We start from the raw sequence: 22,614 nt of genomic DNA on the forward strand, positions 1-22,614 counted from the left end.
GTGGCGGCCCCCCCCTTTTTTTAAAAACACCCCGCCGTGCCGGGGGCCAACACCCAACCGGCTTCGGCCGTCCATTTGGGGCCCCCCCTGGCCCGTGGGCCCGGGGCGCCCCCCGGCCCCAACGGCGCCAGCCCCGCGGCCCTGCAGAAGTCCGGTCCCGCGGGAAACACCGCCGCGAAACCCTCCGAAACGCAGGTGACGAGCGGCGGCACGCTCTGCGGCCGGGCCACTCTCGGCGGGATGCTGTACGGCGGCGAGCTGCTCAGCAGGCCGAGCCGCCACAGCTCCGTGCACTGCTGCGCCGCGTCCACGGCTCCGTGGTCGCCGGTGCCGCTCGCGTACGCCCCGTGGAACGGGTCGGCCGCCACCTCGGTGTCCGCGTAACAGCGCACCGCGTTGGTGTCACCCGGCGTCGTCGGCCCCGGGAGCACGCCCCCGATCGCCACGCCGGTCGACGCCGCGACACACACCGTCAGCGGGATCAGCCACCCGCGCCTCGACCTCGGGATCAGGGACCGGCGCGGTGTCGGCCCGACCCCTGTACGGGTCGACACCGCGCCGGGGCGCGAGACGAGGATGTCCTCGAGGGTGTAGCGCGCGCGGTCGGGGAGTTCTCCGGAATCGGGGGGCACCGGGGCAGGGTCGTTCGGTTGCATCAGCGCGCGGACCTCGTCGGTCAGACGCATCGCTCCTCCAAACCCAATCGGGCCGGGACAACCCGTTCCGGGGTGTCCTCGGCTGCCTTGTCCTGGCATTCGAGTGCCGCGCGCAGCCGGCGTTTGGCGCGGTACAGGCGTGCGGTGAACGCCGGTACCGAGCAGTCCATGACGCGCGCCGCGGTGGCGACGTCCAGACCTTCCCAGCCGATCAGCGCGAGCACTTCGCGGTCGGTGCCCCCCAGGCTCTGCCACGCGGCCAGCACCAGGCCGCGCGCCGCCACACCGTCGGCCAGATCGCGGACCGGCAGGTCGGGTTCGACCATCAGCCGGGCCTCGAGTATCTGGCCGCGGTTCTGTGCGCGCAGGTGGTTCAGCACGACGCCGCGGCCGACTCCGTAGAGCCACGGCAGAGGGTCCAGCCGCGGCACGGTCTCCCAGCGCCGCCACGCAATCAGGAAGACCTCGGCCGCGACGTCGTGTGCGGCATCGGGGCCGACGCGGCGCCAGGCGTAACGGAACACGGCGTTGTAGTGCTCCCGGAACACGTCCCGGAACGCCTCGTCCCGCCCCACCTGCACCCCCTGCCCCCAATACCGTCGCCTGTCTATGTCCGGATGCCTGCGGTTCCTTGCAGGCCGCGCCGAACTTTTTTCCAGGCTTTCCGCGGACGCCCCGGAGGCGGGGGGCGAAGCGGGCGATATCGGCCCGGTCAGGCGAAGACGATCATCGAGCCCTGGTGCACGCTGAGTTGCGCGGCCCGGTAGAGGACGGCCCACACATGCCGCTCGCGGGCGTACGGCGACGCGTCGTAGGCCGGCGCCGGCATCGGCGGGTCGAGCAGGTCCACGCCGATGTACGGCGCGAGGTCTTCGAGTTCGCGCAGCATCCCCAGGCTCGACCCGAGCGGCCCGCCGTCCTCGGGCAGCGGCTCGTCGTTGAGCGGGCGCGGGAAATCGATCGGCAGGTAGGCGCCCGCGTGGTCGAAGTGCCACACCAAGTGGGAGTGCTGCGCGGCCGCTTCGAACGTTTCCAGGAGGTGGTCGTAGTCCTCGCCGAGGGCGGCCACCGGGGTCACCGGGAAGCCGGTGCGGTGCAGGAGGTAGGCGCGGCGCAGGTAGTGCAGGGACTCGTGGTCGAACGCGCCGACCGTGCACACGCCTTTGTCCAGGCCCTCCGTCCAGGTGTAGACCGGCACCGGCGGAAGCCCACCCGCCGTCAGGACCGCGTCGTAGGCCGCGAGTTCGTCCTTGAAGGGGTTCTCCGGGCTGTGGCACAGCACGTCGACGAGCGGTACGAGCCAGACGTCACAGTCCACAGCGGGGCTCCCGGGGCCTCGGAGGCGCGCCGGCACGGCGCGCGTCGGGGGATCTACGCGGTGGACAACCTAGCCCAGGTCCCCTTCGCCCTCGCCGACCAGGCGGCGGGCGAACGGCCGCAGCTCGGCGAGGTTGTCGCGCATGACCGCCTGGGCGCCCTCCGCGTCCCGCGCGACCATGCGTTCGACCAGGTCGCGGTGCCGCCGCCACGCGTCGGCAGGGGCGATCGCCGCGCGCATATAAGGGCCCAGATACATCCAGGTCTGCACCCGCAGGGCGCGCAGCATGCCTTCCAGACGGCCGTTGCCGCACAGCCGGCCGATGTCCCCGTTGAACTGGCGGTCGAGCGCCGCGGTTTCCGCCGGGTCGCCGTGCCAGCGGGCGTTGTCCAGGCGGTCCGCCAACCGCAGCAGCCCCGGGCCGGCTTCCTCGGGGAACGTGCGGGCGATGCGGCCGACGAGCGGGACGCCGATGAGCTTGCGGGCCTCCACGATCTCGGTGAAGTCGGCCCACGTGTACCGGGCGACCTGGAAGCCGCGGTGGTGGCCGCCGGTGAACAGGCCGTGCGCGGCCAGGTGGATGAGCGCCTCGCGGACGGGCGTCGCGGACACGCCGAAGCGGCGTGCCGCGTCGTTGACGGTCAGCGACGCGCCCGCGGGCAGGCGCCCGGTGACCAAGTCGTCACTCAGTGCCTCGGCGATCTCCTCGCGCAGGCTGATGCGGCGAACCGCGCCCGCGAACGAGATGCCGGTGAACACGTTGGATTCGGCCGGCTGCACGTCGGTCTCTTTCCACCCGGCCGCCGATGCCCCCGCACCGGCGGGCATCCCCCATCCGATCCGCTCGATCATATGAAGGGATGTCCGGTTTGCGCACCGGGCGGACGGCAAAAATCCGCCAAGACGGCCGGAGCCGCGGAACTCCTGCGGCGAACCCGCCGCCGCACTCACCGTGCCGCGCCGGCCCGCGGGCACGCGAAACCGCGCCCGCTCCCCCGTATGCCGGTACTCGGGGAGCGGACGGGGTCCGTTTCGCGGCTCAGACGCAGAACGCGTCGGCGACCGTGAGCGCCTCGTCGAGGATCGCGAGGCCTTCCTTGACCTCGGCCTCGGTGGAGTTGCACGGCGGAACGACGTGCGTGCGGTTCATGTTGACGAACGGCCACAGGCCGCGCGCCTTGCACGCCGCGGCGAAGTCGTTCATCGCCTTCGCGTCCGCGCCGGCCGCGTTGTACGGCACCAGCGGCTCGCGGGTCTCCTTGTTCTTGACCAGCTCGACGGCCCAGAACACGCCGAGGCCGCGGACCTCGCCGACCGACGGGTGGCGCTCGGCCAGCGCGCGCAGCTCGGGGCCGATGACCGTCTCGCCGAGCCACTTGGCGTTCTCGACGATCTTCTCGTCGCGCATCGCGTTGATCGTCGCGACCGCGGCGGCGCACGCCAGCGGGTGGCCGGAGTAGGTCAGGCCGCCCGGGTAAGGGCGCTCGCGGAAGGTCTCGTAGATGCGGTCGGAGATGACCACGCCGCCCAGCGGGACGTAACCGGAGTTGACGCCCTTCGCGAAGGTGATCAGGTCCGGGGTGATGCCCCAGTTGTCGACCGCGAACCAGGCGCCGGTGCGGCCGAAGCCGGCCATGACCTCGTCGGCGATGAGGATGATGCCGTACTTGTCGCACAGGGCGCGCACGCCGGCGAGGTAGCCGGCCGGCGGCACGAGGATGCCGGCGGTGCCGACGACGGTCTCCAGGACGATCGCCGCGACCGTGGCCGGGCCCTCGAACACGATGGTGTTCTCGAGGTGCGCCAGCGCGCGCTCGCACTCCTGCGCCTCGTCGGCGGCGTGGAACGCGGAGCGGTAGGCGTACGGGCCCCAGAAGTGCACGATGCCGGACACGCCGGTCTCGTTCGGCCAGCGGCGCGGGTCACCGGTCAGCGCGATCGCGTTGGCCGTGGCGCCGTGGTACGAGCGGTACGTCGACAGCACCTTCTGACGGCCGGTGTGCAGGCGCGCCATGCGGATCGCGTTCTCGTTGGCCTCGGCGCCGCCGTTGGTGAAGAACACCCGGTTGAGGTCGCCCGGGGCCAGCTCGGCGATGAGACGGGCCGCCTCGCTGCGCGCGTCGTTCGCGAACGCGGGCTGGATCATGCAGAGCTTGTCGGCCTGCTCCTTGATCGCCGCGACGACCTTGGGGTGCTGGTGGCCGATGTTGCTGTTCACGAGCTGGGACGCGAAGTCGAGGTACTTGTTGCCCTCGTAGTCCCAGAAGTAGGCGCCCTCGGCCCCGGCGACCGGCAGCGGCGCGATGAGCCCCTGCGCGGACCAGGAGTGGAAGACGTGCGCACGGTCTGCTTCGTACACGGCCTTGCCGGCCGCCGGGTCCACAGTGGTCATGGCGCACAGCCTAAGGAGGCGACAAGGCACCCGAAACCGGCACAGTGGCAGCCGTTGCCCCCCAGGGCCGACAGGGTGTCAGCCCCGGGGGTGCACGCGTGTCAGAGGAACGAGCGCAGCGAGATCGTCTGGTCGCGGCCCGGGCCCACGCCGATCGCCGAGATCGGCGCGCCGGACATGTCCTCCAGCGCCTTGACGTACGCCTGCGCGTTCTTCGGCAGGTCGTCGAACGTCTTTGCCTGGGTGAGGTCTTCGCTCCAGCCCGGGAGCATCTCGTAGACCGGCTTCGCGTGGTGGAAGTCGGTCTGCGACATCGGCATCTCGTCGTAGCGCTTGCCGTCGATCTCGTAGGCGACGCACACCGGGATCTGCTCCCAGCCGGTCAGCACGTCCAGCTTGGTGAGGAAGAAGTCGGTGAGGCCGTTCACCCGGGTGGCATAGCGGGCGATCACCGCGTCGAACCAGCCGCAGCGCCGGTCGCGGCCGGTGGTCACCCCGCGCTCGTGGCCGATGGCGCGCAGCTTCTCGCCGTCCTCGTCGAGCAGCTCGGTCGGGAACGGGCCCGAACCGACGCGGGTCGTGTAGGCCTTGAGGATGCCGATGACCCGGCTGATCTTGGTCGGGCCGATGCCGGACCCGGCGCACGCGCCGCCCGAGGTCGGGTTGGACGACGTGACGAACGGATACGTGCCGTGGTCGACGTCCAGGAGCGTGCCCTGGCCGCCTTCCAGCAGGACGACCTTGTCTTCGTCGAGGGCCCTGTTCAGGATGTACGTCGTGTCGGCGACGTAGTCCCGGAGCGCCTCGGCGTACTCCAGGTACTCCTCGACGATGGCTTCCACCGACAGTTCGCGCCGGTTGAACATCTTGACCAGCATCTGGTTCTTGTCGTGGAGGGCGCTCTCCACCTTCTGCCGGAGGATCCCGGGGTCGAAGAGGTCCTGGACGCGGATGCCGACACGGTTGATCTTGTCCGCGTACGCCGGGCCGATACCGCGCCCGGTGGTGCCGATCTTGCGCTTGCCGAGGAACCGTTCCGTCACCTTGTCGAGCGTCCGGTGGTACGGCGTGATGAGATGCGCGTTGCCGGAGATCAGCAGCTTCGACGTGTCGACGTCGCGGTCCTGCAGGGTGCGGATCTCCTGGAGCAGCACACCGGGGTCGACGACGACTCCGTTGCCGATGACCGGGGTGCACCCCGGTGTGAGGATGCCGGAGGGCAGAAGGTGCAGCGCGTACTTCTGGTCCCCGATCACCACCGTGTGGCCGGCGTTGTTGCCGCCCTGGTAGCGGACCACGTAGTCGACGGAACCGCCGAGCAGGTCGGTGGCCTTCCCCTTGCCCTCGTCTCCCCATTGGGCACCGACGAGTACGAGTGCGGGCATGAGGCGTACACCCCTTCCTGGCGGGGCATGTTTGTTCACGGGAGCCCCGGAAAGTCCAAGCCCCTTGACGCCTGTGCGCAAGGGGCTCTTGCGGGGAGAGGTTACCTGAGGAAGGACGACCGGTGTCGGCCGAGCGCGCGCTGCTCGTGATCACGGACCCTGCGGCACGCTCGGTGGACGGCGAGTCGGTCCGGGTCGCGCTGGACGTTTTGCGGGCCGCGGCACCCGCCAAGATCGTCGTCCCCTCCGATGCCGCGGAGCTGGAAAGGGCCCTGGTCCGGCGTGGCCGGCGGCGTGTCGTGCTGGTCGGCGGCGACGGCGGGATGCACGCCGTGGTGCGCGTCCTGGAGCGGCACGGAGAGCTCTCCGGGACCCCCTTGGGCGTCGTCCCGGTCGACACCCGCCCGGGCGCGTCGGGAGGCGGCCATCTGGCCCGTGCGCTGGGCCTTCCGGCGGAACCGGCCAAGGCGGCCCGGGTCGCGCTCGGCGATCGGGAGCGGTGCCTGGACCTCCTGACGGACGATCTCGGCGGCGTCGCGCTGCGCTCGGTGCGGATCGGCGAAGGGGTCCGCGCGACCCGCACGGCGGCCCCCGCGGGCGCGGTCGCGCGGCGGGCGCTGCGGTCGATCTGGGACCGCGCGGCGCACAGCGTGTCGGCGGCCGTCGGGCCGACCGGGCAGCGGCTGCGGATCGAGGCGGACGGCCGGGTCATCGCCGACGTGGACCGCCCGGTGTTCGCGGTGCACGTCGGATGTGACGATTGCGACAGTTCGGCGGGGCCCCCGGTGGGCGGCGCGAACGGCGACGGCGGGATGCCGCCCGCGGCCGCGCAGGAACGGTTGACCACGATCACGCCGGGCACCGCCGCGGTGTCGGTGACCGGCTCCCCCGGTGCCGGGCGGTTCGGGCTGCCCGCGCAGACTCGCGGCGCGGACGAGACCCCGACCCGGCGCCTGCACGTCCGGGCCCGGGAGATCACCGTGTGCGGGCCGGACTTCACCTACGAGGCGGACACCCTGACCACCGGCCCGGTGCGGCTACGCACGTGGACCGTGCGGCCGGCGGCATGGCGCTTGTACGTGCCGGAGCCGCCGGCCTGACGCAGGCCGGCGCGCGGCGGCGCGGATCTGCGTGAACCGGTGCCGGCCGGGGTCGGCCGGGGTCGGCCGCCGGTCAGCCCTGCAGCGCGTCCGCCGCCGTCGGGCTGCTCTCCCGCAGGAACAGCGTGCAGCGGACCTCTTCCTCCTCTTCGCCGATCGCCCCGGCGGCCCGGGCCAGGGCGTGCAGCGCGGTGAGGAAGCCGCGGTTGGGCTCGTGCTCCCACGGGACGGGGCCGTGGCCGCGCCAGCCCGCGCGGCGCAGGGCGTCGAGGCCGCGGTGGTAGCCGGTGCGGGCGTAGGCGTAGGACTCGACGGGGTGGCCCGCGGCGAACGCGCGGTCCGCGAGCGCGGCCCACGCGGCGGACGAGGCCGGGTACTTCGCGGCCACGTCGACGGGATCGGCGCCGCCGTCGAGGAGTTCGTTCGCGGGGTCCTCGGGCAGCAGCGTGGGGTCGGGGCCGCCGAACAGGTTCTGGTCGATCGTCATGGCCCCATCCTGCCTTGTCGCCCGGCATTCGCCGGAGCGCTATCGTCTTCCCCTTGTGGACGGCCGTCGGCCGTCTCCCGGGGGACCCAGGGGGATCCATGGACACGCGGCACCGCCGCACCCGCGTCGCGACCGTGCTCGCCGCGCTCGTCGTGACCGTCGGCCTGGCCTCGGCGTCGGGTTGCGCGGACGGCAGTTCGGGGAGCAAGGGCACCGACCGGAAGCCGGCCGCGGGCGAGCACCCGGCCGGGAGTACGGCGCCGAACGTCCAGCCCGCGCACCGGGATCTGCGGAAGCCGCCGGTGGCGCCACACCGCCTGCCCTGGCAGCGCGGCTAGTTCACGGCCGTTGCCGCCCACGCGTGCGAACGCGGACCGGCCCGGCGCCCTCGGAGGGTGCCGGGCCGGTCCACGTTTCCGACCGTTATCGGATCATGCGATCCGCGACCGGGTTCACTTCATGCGGGTGCCCGCGGAACGCAGGTCCTGGCAGGCGACGATGACACGCTCGGCCATCGAGGTCTCGGCGGCCTTGCCGTAGGAACGCGGGTCGTACTGCTTCTTGTTGCCGACCTCGCCGTCGACCTTCAGCACGCCGTCGTAGTTGCGGAGCATGTGGTCCGCGATCGGGCGGGTGAAGGCGTACTGCGTGTCGGTGTCGACGTTCATCTTGACGACGCCGTAGTCGACAGCCTCGCGGATCTCTTCGAGCAGCGAGCCGGAACCGCCGTGGAACACCAGGTCGAACGGCTTGTCCTGGCCGTACTTGGCGGCGACCGCGTCCTGGATGTCCTTGAGGATCGACGGGCGCAGGACGACGTTGCCCGGCTTGTAGACGCCGTGCACGTTGCCGAAGGTCGCGGCCAGCATGTAGCGGCCCTTCTCGCCCAGGCCGATGGCCTCGACGGTCTTCAGCGCGTCCTCGGGGGTCGTGTAGAGCTTGTCGTTGATCTCGTTGTCGACGCCGTCTTCCTCGCCGCCGACGACACCGATCTCCAGCTCCATGACGATGCGCGCGGCGGCGCACTTGGCGATCAGCTCCTGCGCGATCGCCAGGTTCTCGTCGAGCGGCACGGCCGAGCCGTCCCACATGTGCGACTGGAAGAGCGGGTCCTGGCCCTTCTTCACCCGCTCGGCGGAGATGTCGATCAGCGGACGCATGAAGCCGTCCAGCTTGTCCTTCGGACAGTGGTCGGTGTGCAGCGCGACGTTGACCGCGTACTTCTCGGCGACGACCTTCGCGTACTCGGCGAAGGCGACCGAGCCGACGACCATGTCCTTGACGGTGGTGCCGGAGAGGAACTCCGCACCACCGGTGGACACCTGGATGATGCCGTCGCTCTCCGCCTCGGCGAAGCCGCGCAGGGCGGCGTTCAGGGTCTGGGACGAGGTCACGTTGATCGCCGGGTAGGCGAATCGGCCGGCCTTCGCCCGGTCGAGCATCTCGGCGTAGACCTCGGGAGTTGCGATGGGCATGCGTTAGCTCCTTGTGAACGAGCCTGCGGCGGATATGAGGGTTTCGACACGGATGGCCGTATCACCGCTGCCGCCCATCCTGGCAGACCGGCCCCGGCACCTACACCCACCCGTCGGCCGCGCGCCACCTCCGATTGCCGCCCGGGGCGCTCCGCTGCCAACCGGACGGCCCAGCCGACGGCGCACTCAACGGCCCATCCGACGGCCCATCCGACGGCCTACTGTGCGATCTACTGGGCCGACCTACTGGGCGACCTTCTGCGCGGCCTTGCGGGCGGCGACGAGGATCGGGTCCCAGACCGGCGAGAACGGCGGCGCGTATCCGAGGTCCAGCGCGGTGAGGTCTTCGACGGTCATGCGTGCGGTGAGGGCGACCGCCGCGACGTCGATGCGTTTGGCGGCGCCGTCCCGGCCGACGATCTGGACGCCGAGCAGCCGCCCGCTGGCACGCTCGGCGAGCATCTTGACGGTCATCTTGTCGGCGCCCGGGTAGTAGCCGGCCCGGCCGGTGGACTCGATGGTGGCGGTCTCGTACACGAAGCCCGCCGCGTCGGCGTCCTTCTCGCGCAGCCCGGTGCGGGCGATCTCCAGGTCGCACACTTTGCTGATGGCGGTGCCGACGATGCCGGGGAACGTGGCGTACTCGCCGCCGATGTTCATGCCGACGACGCGTCCTTGCTTGTTGGCGTGCGTGCCGAGGGCAGCGTGCTGGAAGCGTCCGGACACCAGGTTGAGCACCTCGACGCAGTCGCCGGCCGCCCAGATGCCGTCGTGCCGGGGGTCGCGGCCCCAGACGCGCATGCGCAGGTCGGTGCGGATGCCGCCGCTGTCGCCGAGCGGGAGCCCGGCATCGCGGGCCAGTTCGCTCGCGGGGCGGACGCCGGTGCCGAGCACGACGAGGTCGGCGGGGTGGGTCCCGTCGGCGGTGACGACGGCGCGCACCCATCCGTCCGGCCCGGTCTCCACGCCTTGGACGTCGGCGCCGGCGACCACGTCGATGCCCATCGCTTCCATCTGCTCGTGCACGAGGACGCCCATGTCGGGGTCGAGCGTGGACATCGGCTGGGCGCCGCGGTCGAGCACCACGACGTCCAGGCCGCGTTCCTTCATGGCCTCGGCCATTTCGATGCCGATGTAGCCGCCGCCGATGACGACGGCCCGGCGCCGGTGCGGGGCGAGGCCGTCGATGAGGGCGCGGCCGTCGTCGAGGGTCTGGACGCCGAAGACGCCGTCCGCGTCGATACCCGGCACCGGCGGGCGCTTGGGCGTCGCGCCGGTGGCGACGACGAGCTGGTCGAAGCCGATGCGGGCGGCCTCGCCGGTGGCGGTGTCGCGGACCGCGACCTCGCGCTTGTCGAGGTCGATGCCTTCGGCCTCGGTGCCCAGCCGCACGTCGAGGCCGCGGGCGCGGTGCACTTCGGGGGCGCGGGCGATGAGCGCGTCGGGCCCGTCCACCAAGCCGCCGACCCAGTACGGGATTCCGCACGCCGAGTAGGAGGTGTAGGAGCCGCGTTCCAGCACGACGATCTCCAGGTCGCCGGTGCCGCGCCTGCGGCGGGCCTGCGAGGCCGCGCTCGTTCCCGCGGCGTCGCCGCCGATGACCACCAGTCGTTCCATGCCGGCACTCCTCCGGAAGATTTTTCCCTCGACTTTTAAGTCTCTTTACCTACCCTTGACCAGGGCGAATCCCTCCATGGAGTCACCCCGACGATGCTCCCGGGGGTGCACCGGCTACCACCGGGCCCGGGAATGGCGGCTACTCTGCCCGGGTGGACTCCCTTGCTGTGAACGTGCTCGACGCCACGTCACTCATCTCGACGTTCGGACTCATCGGCATCCTCGTGATCATCTTCGCGGAGACCGGCCTCTTGGTCGGGTTCTTCTTCCCGGGTGACTCGATGCTCTTCCTCGCCGGAGTCGCCGCATCCAGCTCGGCCGAGAAAATCGTCGGCACGAGCCTGTCGCTGCCCGCGATGCTCATCGGCGCACCGCTGTGCGCGATCGCCGGCGCCCAACTCGGCCACCTCATCGGCGCCAAGGCCGGGCCGAAGATGTTCAACAAGCCGAACTCGAAGCTCTTCAAGAAGGAGTACGTCGACAAGGCGGAGTACTACTTCGAGAAGTTCGGCCCGGCGAAGGCCGTCGTCCTGGCCCGCTTCATCCCCATCGTGCGCACGTTCCTGAACCCGGTCGCCGGCGTCCTGGAGATGCCCGCGAAGAAGTTCTTCGTCTGGAACGTGGTCGGCGGCGTCATCTGGACGGTCGGCATCATCCTGGCCGGCTACTTCCTCGGCGACGCGATCGGCGACAGCATCGACAAGTACCTGCTGCCCGGCATCGCGCTGATCGTGGTGATCTCGCTGCTGCCGATCATCATCGAGGTCATCCGCGACCGGAAGGCGAAGAAGCGCGGCGAAGGCGGCCCCCCGGCCGCCGAGCAGACCGAGCGCCCGGTCAGCCACCGCGCCCGCTGACCCCGCAGCCCGCACCACCGCGCTCGCCGCACGTCACAGCCCGTTCAACCACAGCGCCCCCGGCCGGAGTTCCGGCCGGGGGCGCTGCGGCGTCCGCCGGTGCGGCGGACCGGTCCCGTCGGGACCGGGCGGGTCAGCCCAGGTTCAGGTCGGCCAGGGTGTAGGCCGTGATGTACGGCAGGCCGGCCTCGGCGATGGCCGGGGCGGCGCCCCGTTCGACGATGACGGCGACGCCGACAACCTCGGCGCCCGCCTCGCGCAGCGCCTCGACGGCGGTGAGAACCGAACCGCCGGTGGTGGAGGTGTCCTCGACGGCGAGGACGCGGCGGCCGGCCACGTCCGGGCCCTCGATGCGGCGTTGGAGGCCGTGCGCCTTGCCGGTCTTGCGGACCACGAAGGCGTCGAGCTTGCGGCCCTGCGCCGCGGCGGCGTGCAGCATGGCGGCGGCGACCGGGTCGGCGCCGAGTGTGAGTCCACCGACCGCCTCGAAGTCCAGGTCCGCGGCGGCGTCCAGCATCACGCGGCCGACGAGCGGCGCGGCCTCGGCGTCGAGGGTGACGCGCCGCAGGTCGACGTAGTAGTCGGCTTCCTTGCCGGAAGACAGCGTGACGCGGCCGTGCACGACGGCCTTGTCCTTGATCTGGGCGAGCAGCGCAGCACGGTCGGAACTCATGCGGAAGAGCGTAGGCCCTGCGATCGGCGGCGCAGCACGCGGACGAGCAGCAGCACCACCAAGGCCGCGAGGGCCGGGCGGGCGAAGCGCCGCAGGCCCGGGCGCGGCGGCTCGGGTTCGGCCGCGGCGACGACCACCGGACGCGGTTCGGCGGCCGCGCGCGGCGCGGCCTGGCGGTCCGGGACCGTGTCGGGCGTCTCCTGGTCGCGCACCGGGGCGAGTTCCTCGGCGAGCGCGGACGCGAACCGGTCGGCGACCCGGCGCAGCGCGGCGGCGAGCTGCACGGGCGGGAGTTCGGCGGTGCGGCCCTGGGCGGTGAGCGACCCGTCGAAGACGAGCTTGGTGTCGGTGCCGGCGTCGTCCAGGCGGATGGTCAGCAGGGCCTTGACCGGGGCTTCGCCGCGCGCCTCGATGCCTTCGGCGGTGATCGCGACGGCCAGCGGCAGGTCTTCGGCTTCGGTGACCGACGCCGAGCCGCGGTAGGTGATGGTGGTGCTGCCGGCCCGCAGCCGCAGCCGCCCGGTCAGGGCGGCGCCGTCGCCGGTCTTGCGCGGCGGCGCGTCGTCGGACCAGCCCGGCACGCAGTCGGCGAGCCTGGCCGGGTCGTGGAACACGCTCCAGACCAGCCGGACCGGGATCGGCACCACGACCTCGTAAACCATCGGTTCGTCAGCCTCCTCCGCGCGCGGGCACAGCGTGCGCGCCCCGCGGGACCCCGGGCGGGGAAGCACATCTGTGCGATATCTGCGATATCAGAGGCAGCCTACGCACCAGTACTACAGGAGTACGAGCACTTCGCCGCGTCGGCTTTGCGCGTCGCGGCCGCGGGCGCGGGTCCGTAGGCGGCGACCGCGGCGAGCACCAGCAGCGCGGCGCCGACCAGGGCGCACACGCGGGCGCGGGCGCGGGCGCCGAGGTCGGCGCGGAACAGCCACAGCACCACACCGGTGCCGACGAGGGCGTTCGTGCCGCCGACGACGGCCGTGGTGCCGGCCTGGCCGAGTGCGGGCAGCAGCAGAAACGGGAACAGCAGTCCGCCCGCGAGCGCGCCGACGTAGTCGGCGGCGAACAGGTCGGCCACCGCGTGGCCGGCGTCCTGGCGGCGGATCCGCTGGACGAGCGTCATCAGCAGCGGGATCTCCGCGCCGACGAGCATGCCGGTGGCGAGGCACACCGCGATCATCGCGGGCCGGTACAGCCCGGGGCCCTGCGCGGCGGCGTGCACGACCGGGACGGACGTGCCCCCGACCACCGCGAGCGCGGCCTCGACATGCGCGAACATCTCGGCGGGCCGGGCGTGGAACGGCTTGGCGGCGAGCGCGCCGAGGCCCATCGCGAAGACCATGACGGACAGCACGACCGACGTCTCGGCCACTGGATCGGCCTGGAGCTGGCCGCCCAAGGCGACGAGTGCGAGTTCGTAGACGAGGCCGCACGCCGAGCACACGAGCACGGCGGCGAGCACGACCCAGCGTGCGACCGAGGGCGGCAGCGGCAGGTCGGTCGCGGGTTCGGCGTCGGCTTCGGAGCACGGGGAGCGGACGGCGGTGTCCGGACCGGGCGGCGTCTCCGCGGTCGCGCGGCGGTGCCGGCCCGTCGGGCGGACGGACGTGCCGGGGGCTCCGGGCCCGGTCGCGGGGGCGCTCACGCCGCGCGGCTGCGGGTGCTGACGATGCGCCCTTCCTGGGGGTACGTGTGCCAGGTCGACCAGCGCAGCACGCCGTCGCGGCGGTCCGCGACTATCGCGGTGACCGCGTCCGGGAAGCCCGGGTAGGCGCCGATGAGGCCGCCGGGATGCGCGTCGACCTCGGCGACCAGTTCGCGCACCCGCGCGCTGAACCGGTCGCGCGGCAAGTGCTCGGCAAGCGACGTGAACTCGTAGTCCCAGCCGTCGACGCTCTGCGCGGCCCGGGCGGGCAGCGGGGTGCGGGCCTCGCCGAGGCACGCGACCGTCTCCGAGCACAGGCCCGCGGGCGCGCGCACCAACACTTGGTGCGAGGCGCCGAGCAGGCGCAGCTCGAGGTGCGCGTCGCCGAGGTCGAGGGTGCGGACGGCCAGTGGGTGCAGCGGCCGCAGGCCCAGGAACCAGCCGAGGGCGTCGGCGCGGGTGTCGGAGTACGTGGTGCTTAATTCGGCATGCATCGCTTACGCACAGGGGCTGAGGGGCGGATGGGGCTGCGAGCCGCGAACGGGGCGGCCGACCCGGGCGGTGTGAGGCGCCCGCGGCCGGGCCGTGGCTTCGGGCCCGGGAAGCTCGTTTCACGGTAGGGGCTGGCCGCGTACCCGTCGTCACCCTTGACGGTGAAAGATGTTCACTCGTGCGGGTGACACCTTTCGCCCCGGACCGGACCTGACCGGAATAACGCCGAACCGGGCCCGGAACCGGACGACCGCCAGGAACAACCACCAGGAAGACAGGAAGAGGTGCCTCCGTGGGCCGACCGCTGTTGAACCGACGTCTGGACGGGCTCGGCACGACGATCTTCGCCGAAATGTCCGCGCTCGCCGCCGCCACCGGCTCCATCAACCTCGGCCAGGGCTTCCCCGACACCGACGGCCCGGACGCGGTCCGCGAACTGGCCGTCGAAGCCCTGCGCGGCGGCTACAACCAGTACGCGCCCGGGCCCGGCTACCCCGACCTGCGCCAGGCGATCGCCGAACACCGGCAGCGCTTCCACGGCCAGACGTTCGACCCGGACACCGAAGTCCTCGTCACCACCGGCGCCACCGAGGCCATCGCCGCCGCCCTGCTCGCCCTCGTCGAGCCGGGCGACGAAGTCGTCGCGCTCGAACCGTTCTACGACTCGTACGCCGCCTGCATCGCGATGGCCGGCGGCGTCCGCGTCGGCATCCCGCTGCGCCCGCCCGCGTTCGGCCTGGACGTGGACGCGCTGCGCGCCGCGATCACCCCGCGCACCCGCGTCCTCATGATCAACACCCCGCACAACCCCACCGGCGCCGTCCTCACCCGCGCGGAACTCACCGCGGTCGCCGAACTCGCCGTCGCCCACGACCTGCTGGTCATCACCGACGAGGTCTACGAACACCTGGTGTTCGAAGGCGAGCACATCCCCCTCGCCACCCTGCCCGGCATGCGGGAGCGCACGGTCACCATCAGCTCGGCGGGCAAGACGTTCTCCTTCACCGGCTGGAAGATCGGCTGGGTGTGCGCGTCGCCGGAACTGGTCGCCGCGGTCCGCACCACCAAGCAGTTCCTGACCTACGTGTCCGGCGGCCCGTTCCAGCCCGCGGTGGCCGCGGCCCTGCGCCTGCCCGACGCCTACTTCGCCGAGTTCACCGCGGACATGCGCACCAAGCGGGACATCCTGGCGGCCGGCCTGGAGGCCGCGGGGCTGACCGTCTACCGGCCGCGCGGCACGTACTTCGTCACCACCGACATCACCCCGCTCGGCTTCGACGACGGCCTCGACTTCTGCCGTCGGCTGCCCGAACTGTGCGGCGTGGTCGCGGTTCCGGAGAAGGTCTTCTTCGACGACACGGAGGAGTCGCAGAAGATCGGCCGCCCGCTCGTGCGGTTCGCTTTCTGCAAGCGGGAGTCCGTGCTGACCGAGGCCGCCGAACGCCTCGCGACGCTGCGCTGACCGCGTCTCCGAGACTCACGGAAAAAGTCTCCGGGCGGGGCGCAACCCCGCCCGGGGACGGACGTCTGTACGAGTGAGAGCACGGGGCGGGAGCGCCCCTTCTCGAGCGAGCGGGATCTCCGCTCCGCGTTGTCGCACCGAACGTCGTTCCAGGGGGAGCCGCGTCATGCCTGTGACCTTTTTGTCCCGATTCTCTGTGAAGTGCCGCCTGCCGGGAGCAGCCGTGGCGCTGCTGCTCGCATGCGCCGCACCGCTGCTCGCGCCGGGCACGGCCGGCGCCGCGCCGAACCCGTCGACCAGCACGGCGCCGTCCGACGCGGCCGCGACGCCGACGGCGGACACCCCGGCACCCGGGACCACCGCCGCGCCCGCCACCGACGACACCCCCAAGACCCCCGGGAAGCCTGCCGGTTCGGAGTCCCCCAAGACCCCGGAGAAGCCGTCCGACGAGGCGCCGCCGAAGGGCACGACGGAGCCCGAGGGCACCGACGGGCCCAAGGAGGAAACGCCCAAGGAGGACGCGAAGTACTACGAAGGCGTCCGCGTCAAGCTCGCGTTCCCGTCCACGGTCTCGGCGGACTCGACCGTCCACGCCAAGATCACCGTCACCAACACGTCCTCGGTCGAGGTGGGCCGCATCCCGCTGCGCGCCGTCGTGAACGTCCACGAGAAGTTCGACGGCCGGATCACCGGAAGCTACCGGCAGCCGGGCGGCCTCAGCACGAAGGTGGTCTTCACCCGATCCGGATCCGGGACCTTCTCGGCCCCGGTGGTCGTCTCCGGCGGCGGGCACCCGGGTTCCGTGTCGACCGTGGATTTGGCGATCACGTTCGGCGGCTTCACCGGCGGAGTCACCACCGAGGGCAGCCTGACCGTCGGCGTCAACGAGGCCGGCGGAAGCCAGGCCACACAGGCGTTCGAACTCGTTCACGGCGTCACCGACATGGAGCGTCTGAAGCTGTCGCTGTCGGGTCTGCCGAGCAGTGCGGTCCGCGGTCGCCCGTTCCCCGTGTCCCTGTCCGTCGGCAACCCCACCGACACCGACTTCCGGCCGCTCGGGAACACCGGGCTGTTCATCGGAAACGGCGACGATCCCCAGCACATCTCGGCACCCGGTTTCACTCCCGACGACGTCGTCGTCGAACGGCGTGCCGCCGATGGGACGTACGCCCGGCTCACGGTGACCCAGTACGCGCCGGGTGTCCTCTACGTCGGCGTCCCCCACCCGGGAGGGAAGCCGCACCAGACGTCGTCGGCCGACGTGCGGGTGACCGTCAAGGACTCCGCCCCCGCGGCACTACGGAATCTCTACCTGCAGTTCGGCATGGGGTCGGGCTACGACGCCCCCAAGCCCACCGACGCAACGCTCCGCCTCCTCGCGTCGGGCACCGACCCCGACACTTCCAAGCCCGGATCCACCCAATCCCGCACCGACAACGTCTCCGTCGTCACCACCCCCACCACCGTCCCCACCGGCGCCCTCCCCAAGACCGGCGCCTCCGGCGACACCCCGGCGCTCGTCGGTGCGGGAGGCCTGCTGGTCCTCGCCGGCGCGGGTGCCGTCACCGCGTCGCGGGCGCGGCGGCGGCCGCAGAGCTGAGCCGGGCACGGTCGCGGCGCAACCCCGGCGTCCCTCGGACGTCTCCCCATGTGGGAGGCCGACGGCGCCGGGGGCGCGCCGACCGCCACGTACGTCGCACAGCACGAGGAAACGGGGGACTGGTGGCGCTGTTGAGCATTCCCGGACGGGACGCGACATCGGGTGTGCCCGCCCCGGACCGGAACCCGGAGCCGCGGAGCCGCCGCGGCCGGTTCCGGCTGCTGCGCGGCACCCCGGACGACGCGGCGCCACCACGCCCCACCCTGACCGAGCTGTACCACGCCCAACGCCTCGCCATGGTGCGGCTGGCCGTCCTGCTCGTCGACGACCAGGCGCTGGCCGAGGACATCGTGCAGGACGCCTTCACCGCGCTGTACTCGCGGCACGGCGAGACCCTCGACGACGTCGACAACGCCCTTGCCTACCTGCGCACCAGCGTCGTCAACCTCGGCCGCTCGGCTCTGCGGCGGCGGCGCACCGCACGTGCGTACACTCCGCCCCACGAGCCCGACGCCGGCTCCGCCGAGGACGCCGTTCTGCTGTCCGACGAACACCGCCGCGTCCTGGCGGCGTTGGGGAATTTGACCGAACGGCAGCGCGAAGTCCTCGTGCTGCGCTACTGGTCCGACATGAGCGAAGCCCAGATAGCCGATGCCCTGGGCCTGTCCCGGGGCACCGTCAAATCCACCGCCAGCAGGGCTTTGGATTCCTTGGAGAAGGCGCTGGAGGCGCAGCCATGAACGGAACGCCGGACGACCGAGCGGCGGAGGCCGCGGAGGAGAGGCCTGCGACGCCGGTCGAACTCCTGCTCGCCGCGGCGCTGAAGGAGCGGGCCGAGCTCGTCGCGCCCGGCGCGCTGCGCCCGCCCGCGCCCCCGGCCGCCGCGGACGACGGCGCGTGTGCGGCACGCCGCCGGCTGCGGACCGTGCGCCGGGCCGGACTTCCGCTGCTCGTTGCCGCGTCGGTGGCGGCGGTCGTCGTCGGCACCGCGACGTCGGCCGGCCCCGCGCACCCCGGGCCGTCCCCGAGCCGGGTGGTGGCGGCCTCGCCGAGCGATACGCCCACGCCGCCGGTGCAGCCGCCCGCGAGCACGGCCGCCGCGCAGGGCCCGTCGGCGGCCCCGGAGGGGCCCGCGCCGGAAGGCCGGACCGCCGGCATCGACGGCGAGGTCACCGTGCGGGTGCCCGACGGCTGGACGGTGACCGGTCCGTCCGGGCCGCGGGACAACCGGCGCATCTGCGTGCGCCCGCCGACGAACCGCACGGTGGACGGCTGTTCGCCGGGCGGCGTGACGATATCGCTGCACAAGAAGGCCTGGCCGAACGCGGAGGCGATCGACGCCGACGACGGCTGGCACGACGACGCCATCGCTCCGTACTGCTACGCGGCCGGATCGGTCGGCCCGATGTCGCACCCGCGCTCCCAGAAGATCGTCACCTCGGAGTCGCGCCCGGTGGCGGGCCGCACCGCGGCCTTCCGCGCATGGGAAGTGGGATGCGGCGGCGGCACGACGTTCACCACGCGGGTCTGGTGGATCGCCGACCTCCCGCTGACGGTGAACACCGACGGCCTCGACGCCCGCTACGACGCCGCCGTCGAAGCCCTGGTGGCGTCACTCCGCGTCACCGACGACTGACCGCTCCGCCCGAGAGCCCGGCAAACGGCTCGGCAAAGCCCCGCAGGCACCGTCGAACGGCCTGCGGACGCACCGCGGCCCCGGCGCTCGGCGGCGCCGGGGCTGCGGACTGCGGACTGCGGACTGCGTGCGGTCAGGCCTCCGGGGTCTCCGCCGGGGGGAGCTGCGCGTTGAGCCACTGGTTGAACGAGATGCACGTGCTGATCCAGGCACGCGTGGTGAAGACGAACAGCTCGCGGTTGATGCCGGGCTCCAGGTCGAGCTGGGACTCGGCGATGATGCGCAGCCGGCCGTCGTCGTGGACGTGGGTGTAGGCCTTGGGCCAGAAGTACTGGCGGTGCCAGTCGTCCAGGATCTCCAGCACCCGGGGCTTGTCCGTCACGTCGAACTCGCGGTCGAGGAACATCCGGATCGTGTAGATCTCGGACTTCTCGCCCTTGAGCATGAAGTAGATCCGGAAGCCCTCCCACGGCGCGCCGATATCGCCCTCTTCGTCGACGAAGTGGTTGACCTCCAGCTCGGTCAGCACCTGCTTGATCAGCTCCTGGCTCGGCCGGATGACCGGGGCCGCGGGCACGAAGTTGGCACTCGGGATCGAGGACGGGTCGATGCTCATGTCTTCCTCAGTCTTCCTCTGCTGACGTCTCACGGCCATCCTCCCCCATGTCGGGACGCACCGTGAGTCCGCTCACACGCCGTCACCGGGCGTTGCCCGGACGTGCACGAGCCGGCCCCCTGCGGCCGGGCGCGGCTCACTCGTACTCGGTGCCGCCCTTGCGGGTCAGGTAGGCGTCGGACACCAGCTTGCCGATCGCCCGCGAGCCGGTGACGTCGCTGCGCCGCTCGCGGGCGGGCCGCACTACGACGCCTTCGCGCAGGTGCGCGGCGGTCCCGGACACCGTCTCGCGGCCGTCCGCGAGCGCGACCAGCGCCGCCTCGTCGTACGGCCCGGCATACAGCCGCGGCACGGTCGGCAGGCGGACCGACAGGCCGGCCAGGACGCCCGCGAGGTCTTCGGCGTCGACCCAGCGCACCGCGCCGGTCGCGTCGGAGAACGACACGTCGAACACGGCGTAGCCGGGCAGCTCCGCGGTGGCCTTGGCACCGTAGGCGAGGTCCTGGACGCCCTGCCCGTAGACCTCGCCGAAGATCCCGACGCGCTCCGCGCCGAAGATCGCCGCGAGCTTGGCCGCGGCCTCCGGAACCCGGTGGCCGAGGACCGCCCGCCAGTACAGGTTCTTCTCGTCGCGTTTGAGCGCGAGGTTCTTCGCACCGAACCCCTTGGACGAGACGAACTCGCCGTCCGGGGTGCGCGTGTACAGGCAGGCCGTGCCGTGGATCTTCTCGGTGGCGACCACCGGCTCGCCCGCGGCGAAGATGCCGGGGTAGCGCTTGATGTTCTCGATGTCGATCCACGGCAGCAGGTCGGCGGCGGACGCGACGTCGCCGCTCATGTGCACGGGGATCGGCGGCGCCCACTTGACGATGCCGAGTTCGGCGGCGAAGTCGCGCCCTTCGGCGTGCGCGGCGGCCAGGTCCACACCGTCGAGGGCACGCGGCCGGCAGACGATGCCCTGGGAGAGTTCGCCGCGCAGCCGGATCGCCTTGACCCGGTTGTGCGCCGACCCGGCGAGCTTGCCGGTGAGGCCGAGTTCGTCGACGAGCGGGTCCGGGAGCACGGACTGCTCGGGTATGTAGACGGCCCAATCGCCGTCCCGGAAGTGCCCTTTGGCCACGACAGCCCGGTAGAGGCCGACCTGCGCGAGCTCCAGTGCGTCGGCGTTCGGATGGGTGTGCACGGTCAACCGCTCCGCGGTGACCTTCAGTGTGGACATGCCCGCAGGGTGACACCCGGACAGAGCACCCAGCCAACGGTTTTCCCCGGCTTCGGGTGAAGATGGCGGCATGCCGAAATTCATCGAGAAGCCGACGGTCGTCGAGGCCGCGGGCAACATTCCGAAGGTCATCCGCGAGTACGTCGGCCGGGTCAACACCGGCGAGGGGGGCGTGAGCATCGCCCACATGTCCTCGCCGGGCGGCTGGGAAGAACCGGGGCAGACGCCCGAGTTCGACGAGTACACGGTGGTGCTGCGCGGCGTGCTGACCGTCGAGTACGCGGGCGGCGTCCGGGAGGTCGCCGCCGGGCAGGGGATCCACACCAAAGCGGGCGAGTGGGTCCGCTACAGCACCCGCGGCGAGGACGGCGCCGACTACATCGCGGTGTGCCTGCCGGGCTTCGCCCCGGAGACGGTGCACCGGGACTCTGAGTGAGGGTGCCTGAGGGCGGCTGAGGGCCGCGGGGTGCGGGGTGCGGGCGCCTCAGGTCTCCACCCCCGTCACCGGCCGGGAGTGGTGACCTGTGGCAGCGTCGCCCAGGCCGGATCGGCGGCCAGCTCGCGAAGCTGCTCGGGCGTCAGGATCGGGGACAGCCGGGTCGGGGCCAGCGCCTCCGCCGACGAGCCGACCAGCCGCACGCTGACGACCATGCCGTCGGCCCGCTGTGCCTCGGTCAGCCACACGCGGCAGGTCCCCGCCTTGTCGTTGGGCACCTCCATGACGTTCAACCGCGTGCCGTCCGGGCGCATCGACGACGTGCACGAAATCGCGTGGGAAGCGCACGTGAGGGCGGGACCCCCGAATTGCCCCTCCCGCACATTGACGCCCAGGAACGACCCGCCCTTGCCGTCGTCGAGCTGGAGCGCGACGTAGCCCGGCTGCCGGTACTCCTCCGTGGTGGTGAGCGTCTGCGGGAGCCGGGACCGCAGCAGCTTCAGCATCGCGCCGGCATCGGCGGCCAGGCTCGCGGTACGCGGGTCGGCGGCGGACGTCGACTGCGCCACGTATGCGGCGGCGGACTGCCACACCGGGTCCTGCGCCATGGCGGCGACCTGCTCCGCCGACACGACGAGTTTCGGCGCGGACTTTCCGTCCGGGCTCTGCCCGACTGCGACCGCGGAGACCACGACCGACGAGCCGTCCGGTCGGACGAACTCGGCGCGCACCTGCCCGGCGCCGTTCCGGGCGGCGGGACCGGGCACGGCACGCCGCATGGTGATCAGCGTCCCGCCGGGCAACGGGGTCGCCTCGCAGCTCATGCCCGGCTCGACCTGCTCCGGCCCGCAGGACCGGAGCCCGAACGCCTTCGTGAGGGACACCCGCACCAGGCTCGCGCCGTCGGCGTTGCCGTAGAGCAGCTCCGCCCAGCCTCCGGCGTAGTACGCGGTGGGGTCCTGCTGTGTCCCTCGACCGATGCCCGCGGTCGCGGTGCCGCCGGAAGGCAGCACGCCCTTCAGCGTCGCGACCAGCTGGTCCGCGGTCATCGGACCGGGCCCGTCAGGCGTCGACGAGGGCACCGCCGACCCCTGGGACGCCACCGAAACCGGCGGGTCGTCGCCCAGGCCGCCGACCCCGCCGAGCGCGTACGCGCCGCCGCCGATCAGCGCCACCACCGCCGCGGCGGCCGCGCCGGCCCGCAGGTTCCGGTTCCGCCGCAGGCGCCGCCCGCGGGTCCACCCGCGCCCCGCCAGATCGACCCCGACCGGCGGAAACGCCTCGGCCGCACCGCGCAGTGCGCCCGGCAGCAGGGCCGCGAACTCCCGGTCCGCGGCACTCTCCACCGGGTCGGCGGGGTCACCGGGCACCGGTTCGCCTCGCGTACGGGGATCGGACATGCACAGTCACCGTCTTCCGGTCCGAAGGTCGGGTGGTTCGGGTCGTCTTGCCCGCCGCGGGTGCAGGACGCGGCATATCTGGGCAGATCACAGGGGATCCGGGCATATCTGGGTGAATCCGAGCGGATCCTGGCAGAGCGGATCG

24 protein-coding genes are annotated in these 22,614 nt (G+C 72.3%); 8 read left to right on the forward strand and 16 right to left on the reverse strand.

What is annotated here, in order from left to right:
• Positions 1-20: 20 nt before the first annotated feature.
• From ACPA54_RS13230 to ACPA54_RS13255, 6 genes are all read right to left on the reverse strand, one after another.
• Positions 21-686 (reverse strand): hypothetical protein, encoded by a 666-nt coding sequence (locus ACPA54_RS13230; RefSeq protein WP_423529227.1) that lies wholly within the window; start codon positions 684-686, stop codon positions 21-23.
• Positions 677-1,231: an RNA polymerase sigma factor gene (locus tag ACPA54_RS13235; protein ID WP_345674168.1), complete on the reverse strand. Its 555-nt coding sequence runs from the start codon at positions 1,229-1,231 to the stop codon at positions 677-679. The genes ACPA54_RS13230 and ACPA54_RS13235 overlap by 10 nt, the downstream gene beginning before the upstream one ends.
• A 137-nt stretch (positions 1,232-1,368) precedes the next feature.
• Positions 1,369-1,974 carry a hypothetical protein gene (locus ACPA54_RS13240; RefSeq protein WP_345674167.1) on the reverse strand — a complete coding sequence of 202 codons (606 nt, stop codon included), beginning with the start codon at positions 1,972-1,974 and terminating at the stop codon, positions 1,369-1,371.
• Between the two features lie 69 nt (positions 1,975-2,043).
• Positions 2,044-2,754 carry a GntR family transcriptional regulator gene (locus ACPA54_RS13245; protein ID WP_345674166.1) on the reverse strand — a complete coding sequence of 237 codons (711 nt, stop codon included), beginning with the start codon at positions 2,752-2,754 and terminating at the stop codon, positions 2,044-2,046.
• Between the two features lie 259 nt (positions 2,755-3,013).
• Positions 3,014-4,366: an aspartate aminotransferase family protein gene (locus ACPA54_RS13250; protein ID WP_345674165.1), complete on the reverse strand. Its 1,353-nt coding sequence runs from the start codon at positions 4,364-4,366 to the stop codon at positions 3,014-3,016.
• A gap of 101 nt (positions 4,367-4,467) precedes the next feature.
• Positions 4,468-5,751 carry an adenylosuccinate synthase gene (locus ACPA54_RS13255; protein ID WP_423529230.1) on the reverse strand — a complete coding sequence of 428 codons (1,284 nt, stop codon included), beginning with the start codon at positions 5,749-5,751 and terminating at the stop codon, positions 4,468-4,470.
• A 122-nt stretch (positions 5,752-5,873) separates the two neighbouring features.
• Here ACPA54_RS13255 and ACPA54_RS13260 point away from each other — a divergent pair, with 122 nt between their 5' ends.
• On the forward strand, positions 5,874-6,851 hold the full coding sequence (locus ACPA54_RS13260) for a diacylglycerol kinase family protein (RefSeq protein ID WP_423529232.1): 978 nt from the start codon (positions 5,874-5,876) through the stop codon (positions 6,849-6,851).
• A gap of 73 nt (positions 6,852-6,924) precedes the next feature.
• On the opposite strand, the gene ACPA54_RS13265 is transcribed toward ACPA54_RS13260, so the two are convergent.
• Positions 6,925-7,338 carry a DUF3151 domain-containing protein gene (locus tag ACPA54_RS13265; RefSeq protein WP_345674162.1) on the reverse strand — a complete coding sequence of 138 codons (414 nt, stop codon included), beginning with the start codon at positions 7,336-7,338 and terminating at the stop codon, positions 6,925-6,927.
• A gap of 98 nt (positions 7,339-7,436) precedes the next feature.
• On the opposite strand from ACPA54_RS13265, the gene ACPA54_RS13270 reads away from it, so the two are divergent.
• The gene (locus ACPA54_RS13270; protein ID WP_423529234.1) at positions 7,437-7,676 is read left to right on the forward strand and encodes a hypothetical protein; all 240 of its coding nucleotides are present in this window, start codon (positions 7,437-7,439) and stop codon (positions 7,674-7,676) included.
• 114 nt (positions 7,677-7,790) lie between these two features.
• Here ACPA54_RS13270 and fbaA read toward each other — a convergent pair whose 3' ends face one another.
• Together fbaA and ACPA54_RS13280 are read right to left on the reverse strand one after the other, a co-directional pair.
• Positions 7,791-8,813 (reverse strand): class II fructose-bisphosphate aldolase, encoded by a 1,023-nt coding sequence (gene fbaA / locus ACPA54_RS13275; RefSeq protein ID WP_423529236.1) that lies wholly within the window; start codon positions 8,811-8,813, stop codon positions 7,791-7,793.
• A 243-nt stretch (positions 8,814-9,056) separates the two neighbouring features.
• The gene (locus ACPA54_RS13280) at positions 9,057-10,430 is read right to left on the reverse strand and encodes an FAD-dependent oxidoreductase (RefSeq protein WP_423529238.1); all 1,374 of its coding nucleotides are present in this window, start codon (positions 10,428-10,430) and stop codon (positions 9,057-9,059) included.
• A gap of 152 nt (positions 10,431-10,582) precedes the next feature.
• Between ACPA54_RS13280 and ACPA54_RS13285 the strand changes: the two genes are divergently transcribed.
• Positions 10,583-11,287, forward strand: a complete 705-nt coding sequence (locus ACPA54_RS13285) for a DedA family protein (protein WP_423529240.1) — start codon at positions 10,583-10,585, stop codon at positions 11,285-11,287.
• A 133-nt stretch (positions 11,288-11,420) separates the two neighbouring features.
• Here ACPA54_RS13285 and pyrE read toward each other — a convergent pair whose 3' ends face one another.
• From pyrE to ACPA54_RS13305, 4 genes are all read right to left on the reverse strand, one after another.
• Positions 11,421-11,960 (reverse strand): orotate phosphoribosyltransferase, encoded by a 540-nt coding sequence (pyrE, locus tag ACPA54_RS13290; protein ID WP_423529242.1) that lies wholly within the window; start codon positions 11,958-11,960, stop codon positions 11,421-11,423.
• Positions 11,957-12,622 carry an SRPBCC family protein gene (locus tag ACPA54_RS13295; protein ID WP_423529243.1) on the reverse strand — a complete coding sequence of 222 codons (666 nt, stop codon included), beginning with the start codon at positions 12,620-12,622 and terminating at the stop codon, positions 11,957-11,959. The genes pyrE and ACPA54_RS13295 overlap by 4 nt, the downstream gene beginning before the upstream one ends.
• A 101-nt stretch (positions 12,623-12,723) precedes the next feature.
• The gene (locus ACPA54_RS13300; RefSeq protein WP_423529245.1) at positions 12,724-13,608 is read right to left on the reverse strand and encodes a hypothetical protein; all 885 of its coding nucleotides are present in this window, start codon (positions 13,606-13,608) and stop codon (positions 12,724-12,726) included.
• Positions 13,605-14,102, reverse strand: coding sequence for a DUF2617 family protein (locus tag ACPA54_RS13305; RefSeq protein WP_423529247.1), 498 nt, complete (start codon positions 14,100-14,102; stop codon positions 13,605-13,607). The genes ACPA54_RS13300 and ACPA54_RS13305 overlap by 4 nt, the downstream gene beginning before the upstream one ends.
• A 290-nt stretch (positions 14,103-14,392) precedes the next feature.
• Here ACPA54_RS13305 and ACPA54_RS13310 point away from each other — a divergent pair, with 290 nt between their 5' ends.
• The 4 genes from ACPA54_RS13310 (at position 14,393) to ACPA54_RS13325 (ending at position 18,798) form a co-directional block, all read left to right on the forward strand.
• The gene (locus ACPA54_RS13310; RefSeq protein ID WP_423529249.1) at positions 14,393-15,562 is read left to right on the forward strand and encodes a pyridoxal phosphate-dependent aminotransferase; all 1,170 of its coding nucleotides are present in this window, start codon (positions 14,393-14,395) and stop codon (positions 15,560-15,562) included.
• Between the two features lie 223 nt (positions 15,563-15,785).
• Complete coding sequence (locus ACPA54_RS13315; RefSeq protein ID WP_423529251.1) at positions 15,786-17,162, forward strand: LPXTG cell wall anchor domain-containing protein; 1,377 nt, start codon at positions 15,786-15,788, stop codon at positions 17,160-17,162.
• 131 nt (positions 17,163-17,293) lie between these two features.
• Positions 17,294-17,902, forward strand: a complete 609-nt coding sequence (locus ACPA54_RS13320) for an RNA polymerase sigma factor (RefSeq protein ID WP_423529850.1) — start codon at positions 17,294-17,296, stop codon at positions 17,900-17,902.
• Positions 17,899-18,798, forward strand: coding sequence for a hypothetical protein (locus ACPA54_RS13325; protein ID WP_423529253.1), 900 nt, complete (start codon positions 17,899-17,901; stop codon positions 18,796-18,798). Before ACPA54_RS13320 ends, ACPA54_RS13325 begins: the two co-directional genes overlap by 4 nt.
• Positions 18,799-18,931: 133 nt before the next feature.
• On the opposite strand, the gene ACPA54_RS13330 is transcribed toward ACPA54_RS13325, so the two are convergent.
• Together ACPA54_RS13330 and ACPA54_RS13335 are read right to left on the reverse strand one after the other, a co-directional pair.
• A complete protein-coding gene (locus tag ACPA54_RS13330; RefSeq protein ID WP_345674150.1) occupies positions 18,932-19,414 on the reverse strand; it encodes a type III secretion system chaperone family protein in 483 nt (160 codons plus the stop codon).
• Positions 19,415-19,550: 136 nt separating this feature from the next.
• A complete protein-coding gene (locus ACPA54_RS13335; RefSeq protein WP_423529255.1) occupies positions 19,551-20,633 on the reverse strand; it encodes an RNA ligase (ATP) in 1,083 nt (360 codons plus the stop codon).
• 70 nt (positions 20,634-20,703) lie between these two features.
• Between ACPA54_RS13335 and ACPA54_RS13340 the strand changes: the two genes are divergently transcribed.
• A complete protein-coding gene (locus ACPA54_RS13340) occupies positions 20,704-21,069 on the forward strand; it encodes a cupin domain-containing protein (RefSeq protein WP_423529257.1) in 366 nt (121 codons plus the stop codon).
• A gap of 65 nt (positions 21,070-21,134) precedes the next feature.
• On the opposite strand, the gene ACPA54_RS13345 is transcribed toward ACPA54_RS13340, so the two are convergent.
• Positions 21,135-22,469, reverse strand: coding sequence for a hypothetical protein (locus ACPA54_RS13345; protein ID WP_423529259.1), 1,335 nt, complete (start codon positions 22,467-22,469; stop codon positions 21,135-21,137).
• Positions 22,470-22,614 lie beyond the last annotated feature (145 nt).

This window comes from Uniformispora flossi (genome assembly GCF_049534875.1).
In the GTDB taxonomy this organism is placed as follows: Bacteria; Actinomycetota; Actinomycetes; order Streptomycetales; family Streptomycetaceae; genus Yinghuangia; species Yinghuangia aomiensis.

Coding starts and splice junctions, on each gene's coding strand:
- ACPA54_RS13230 (WP_423529227.1), bottom strand. CDS start 686: ATGCGTCTGACCGACGAGGTCCGCGCGCTGATGCAACCGAACGACCCT.
- ACPA54_RS13250 (WP_345674165.1), bottom strand. CDS start 4,366: ATGACCACTGTGGACCCGGCGGCCGGCAAGGCCGTGTACGAAGCAGAC.
- ACPA54_RS13255 (WP_423529230.1), bottom strand. CDS start 5,751: ATGCCCGCACTCGTACTCGTCGGTGCCCAATGGGGAGACGAGGGCAAG.
- ACPA54_RS13265 (WP_345674162.1), bottom strand. CDS start 7,338: ATGACGATCGACCAGAACCTGTTCGGCGGCCCCGACCCCACGCTGCTG.
- ACPA54_RS13270 (WP_423529234.1), top strand. CDS start 7,437: ATGGACACGCGGCACCGCCGCACCCGCGTCGCGACCGTGCTCGCCGCG.
- fbaA (WP_423529236.1), bottom strand. CDS start 8,813: ATGCCCATCGCAACTCCCGAGGTCTACGCCGAGATGCTCGACCGGGCG.
- ACPA54_RS13280 (WP_423529238.1), bottom strand. CDS start 10,430: ATGGAACGACTGGTGGTCATCGGCGGCGACGCCGCGGGAACGAGCGCG.
- pyrE (WP_423529242.1), bottom strand. CDS start 11,960: ATGAGTTCCGACCGTGCTGCGCTGCTCGCCCAGATCAAGGACAAGGCC.
- ACPA54_RS13295 (WP_423529243.1), bottom strand. CDS start 12,622: ATGGTTTACGAGGTCGTGGTGCCGATCCCGGTCCGGCTGGTCTGGAGC.
- ACPA54_RS13305 (WP_423529247.1), bottom strand. CDS start 14,102: ATGCATGCCGAATTAAGCACCACGTACTCCGACACCCGCGCCGACGCC.
- ACPA54_RS13325 (WP_423529253.1), top strand. CDS start 17,899: ATGAACGGAACGCCGGACGACCGAGCGGCGGAGGCCGCGGAGGAGAGG.
- ACPA54_RS13330 (WP_345674150.1), bottom strand. CDS start 19,414: ATGAGCATCGACCCGTCCTCGATCCCGAGTGCCAACTTCGTGCCCGCG.
- ACPA54_RS13335 (WP_423529255.1), bottom strand. CDS start 20,633: ATGTCCACACTGAAGGTCACCGCGGAGCGGTTGACCGTGCACACCCAT.
- ACPA54_RS13340 (WP_423529257.1), top strand. CDS start 20,704: ATGCCGAAATTCATCGAGAAGCCGACGGTCGTCGAGGCCGCGGGCAAC.
- ACPA54_RS13345 (WP_423529259.1), bottom strand. CDS start 22,469: ATGTCCGATCCCCGTACGCGAGGCGAACCGGTGCCCGGTGACCCCGCC.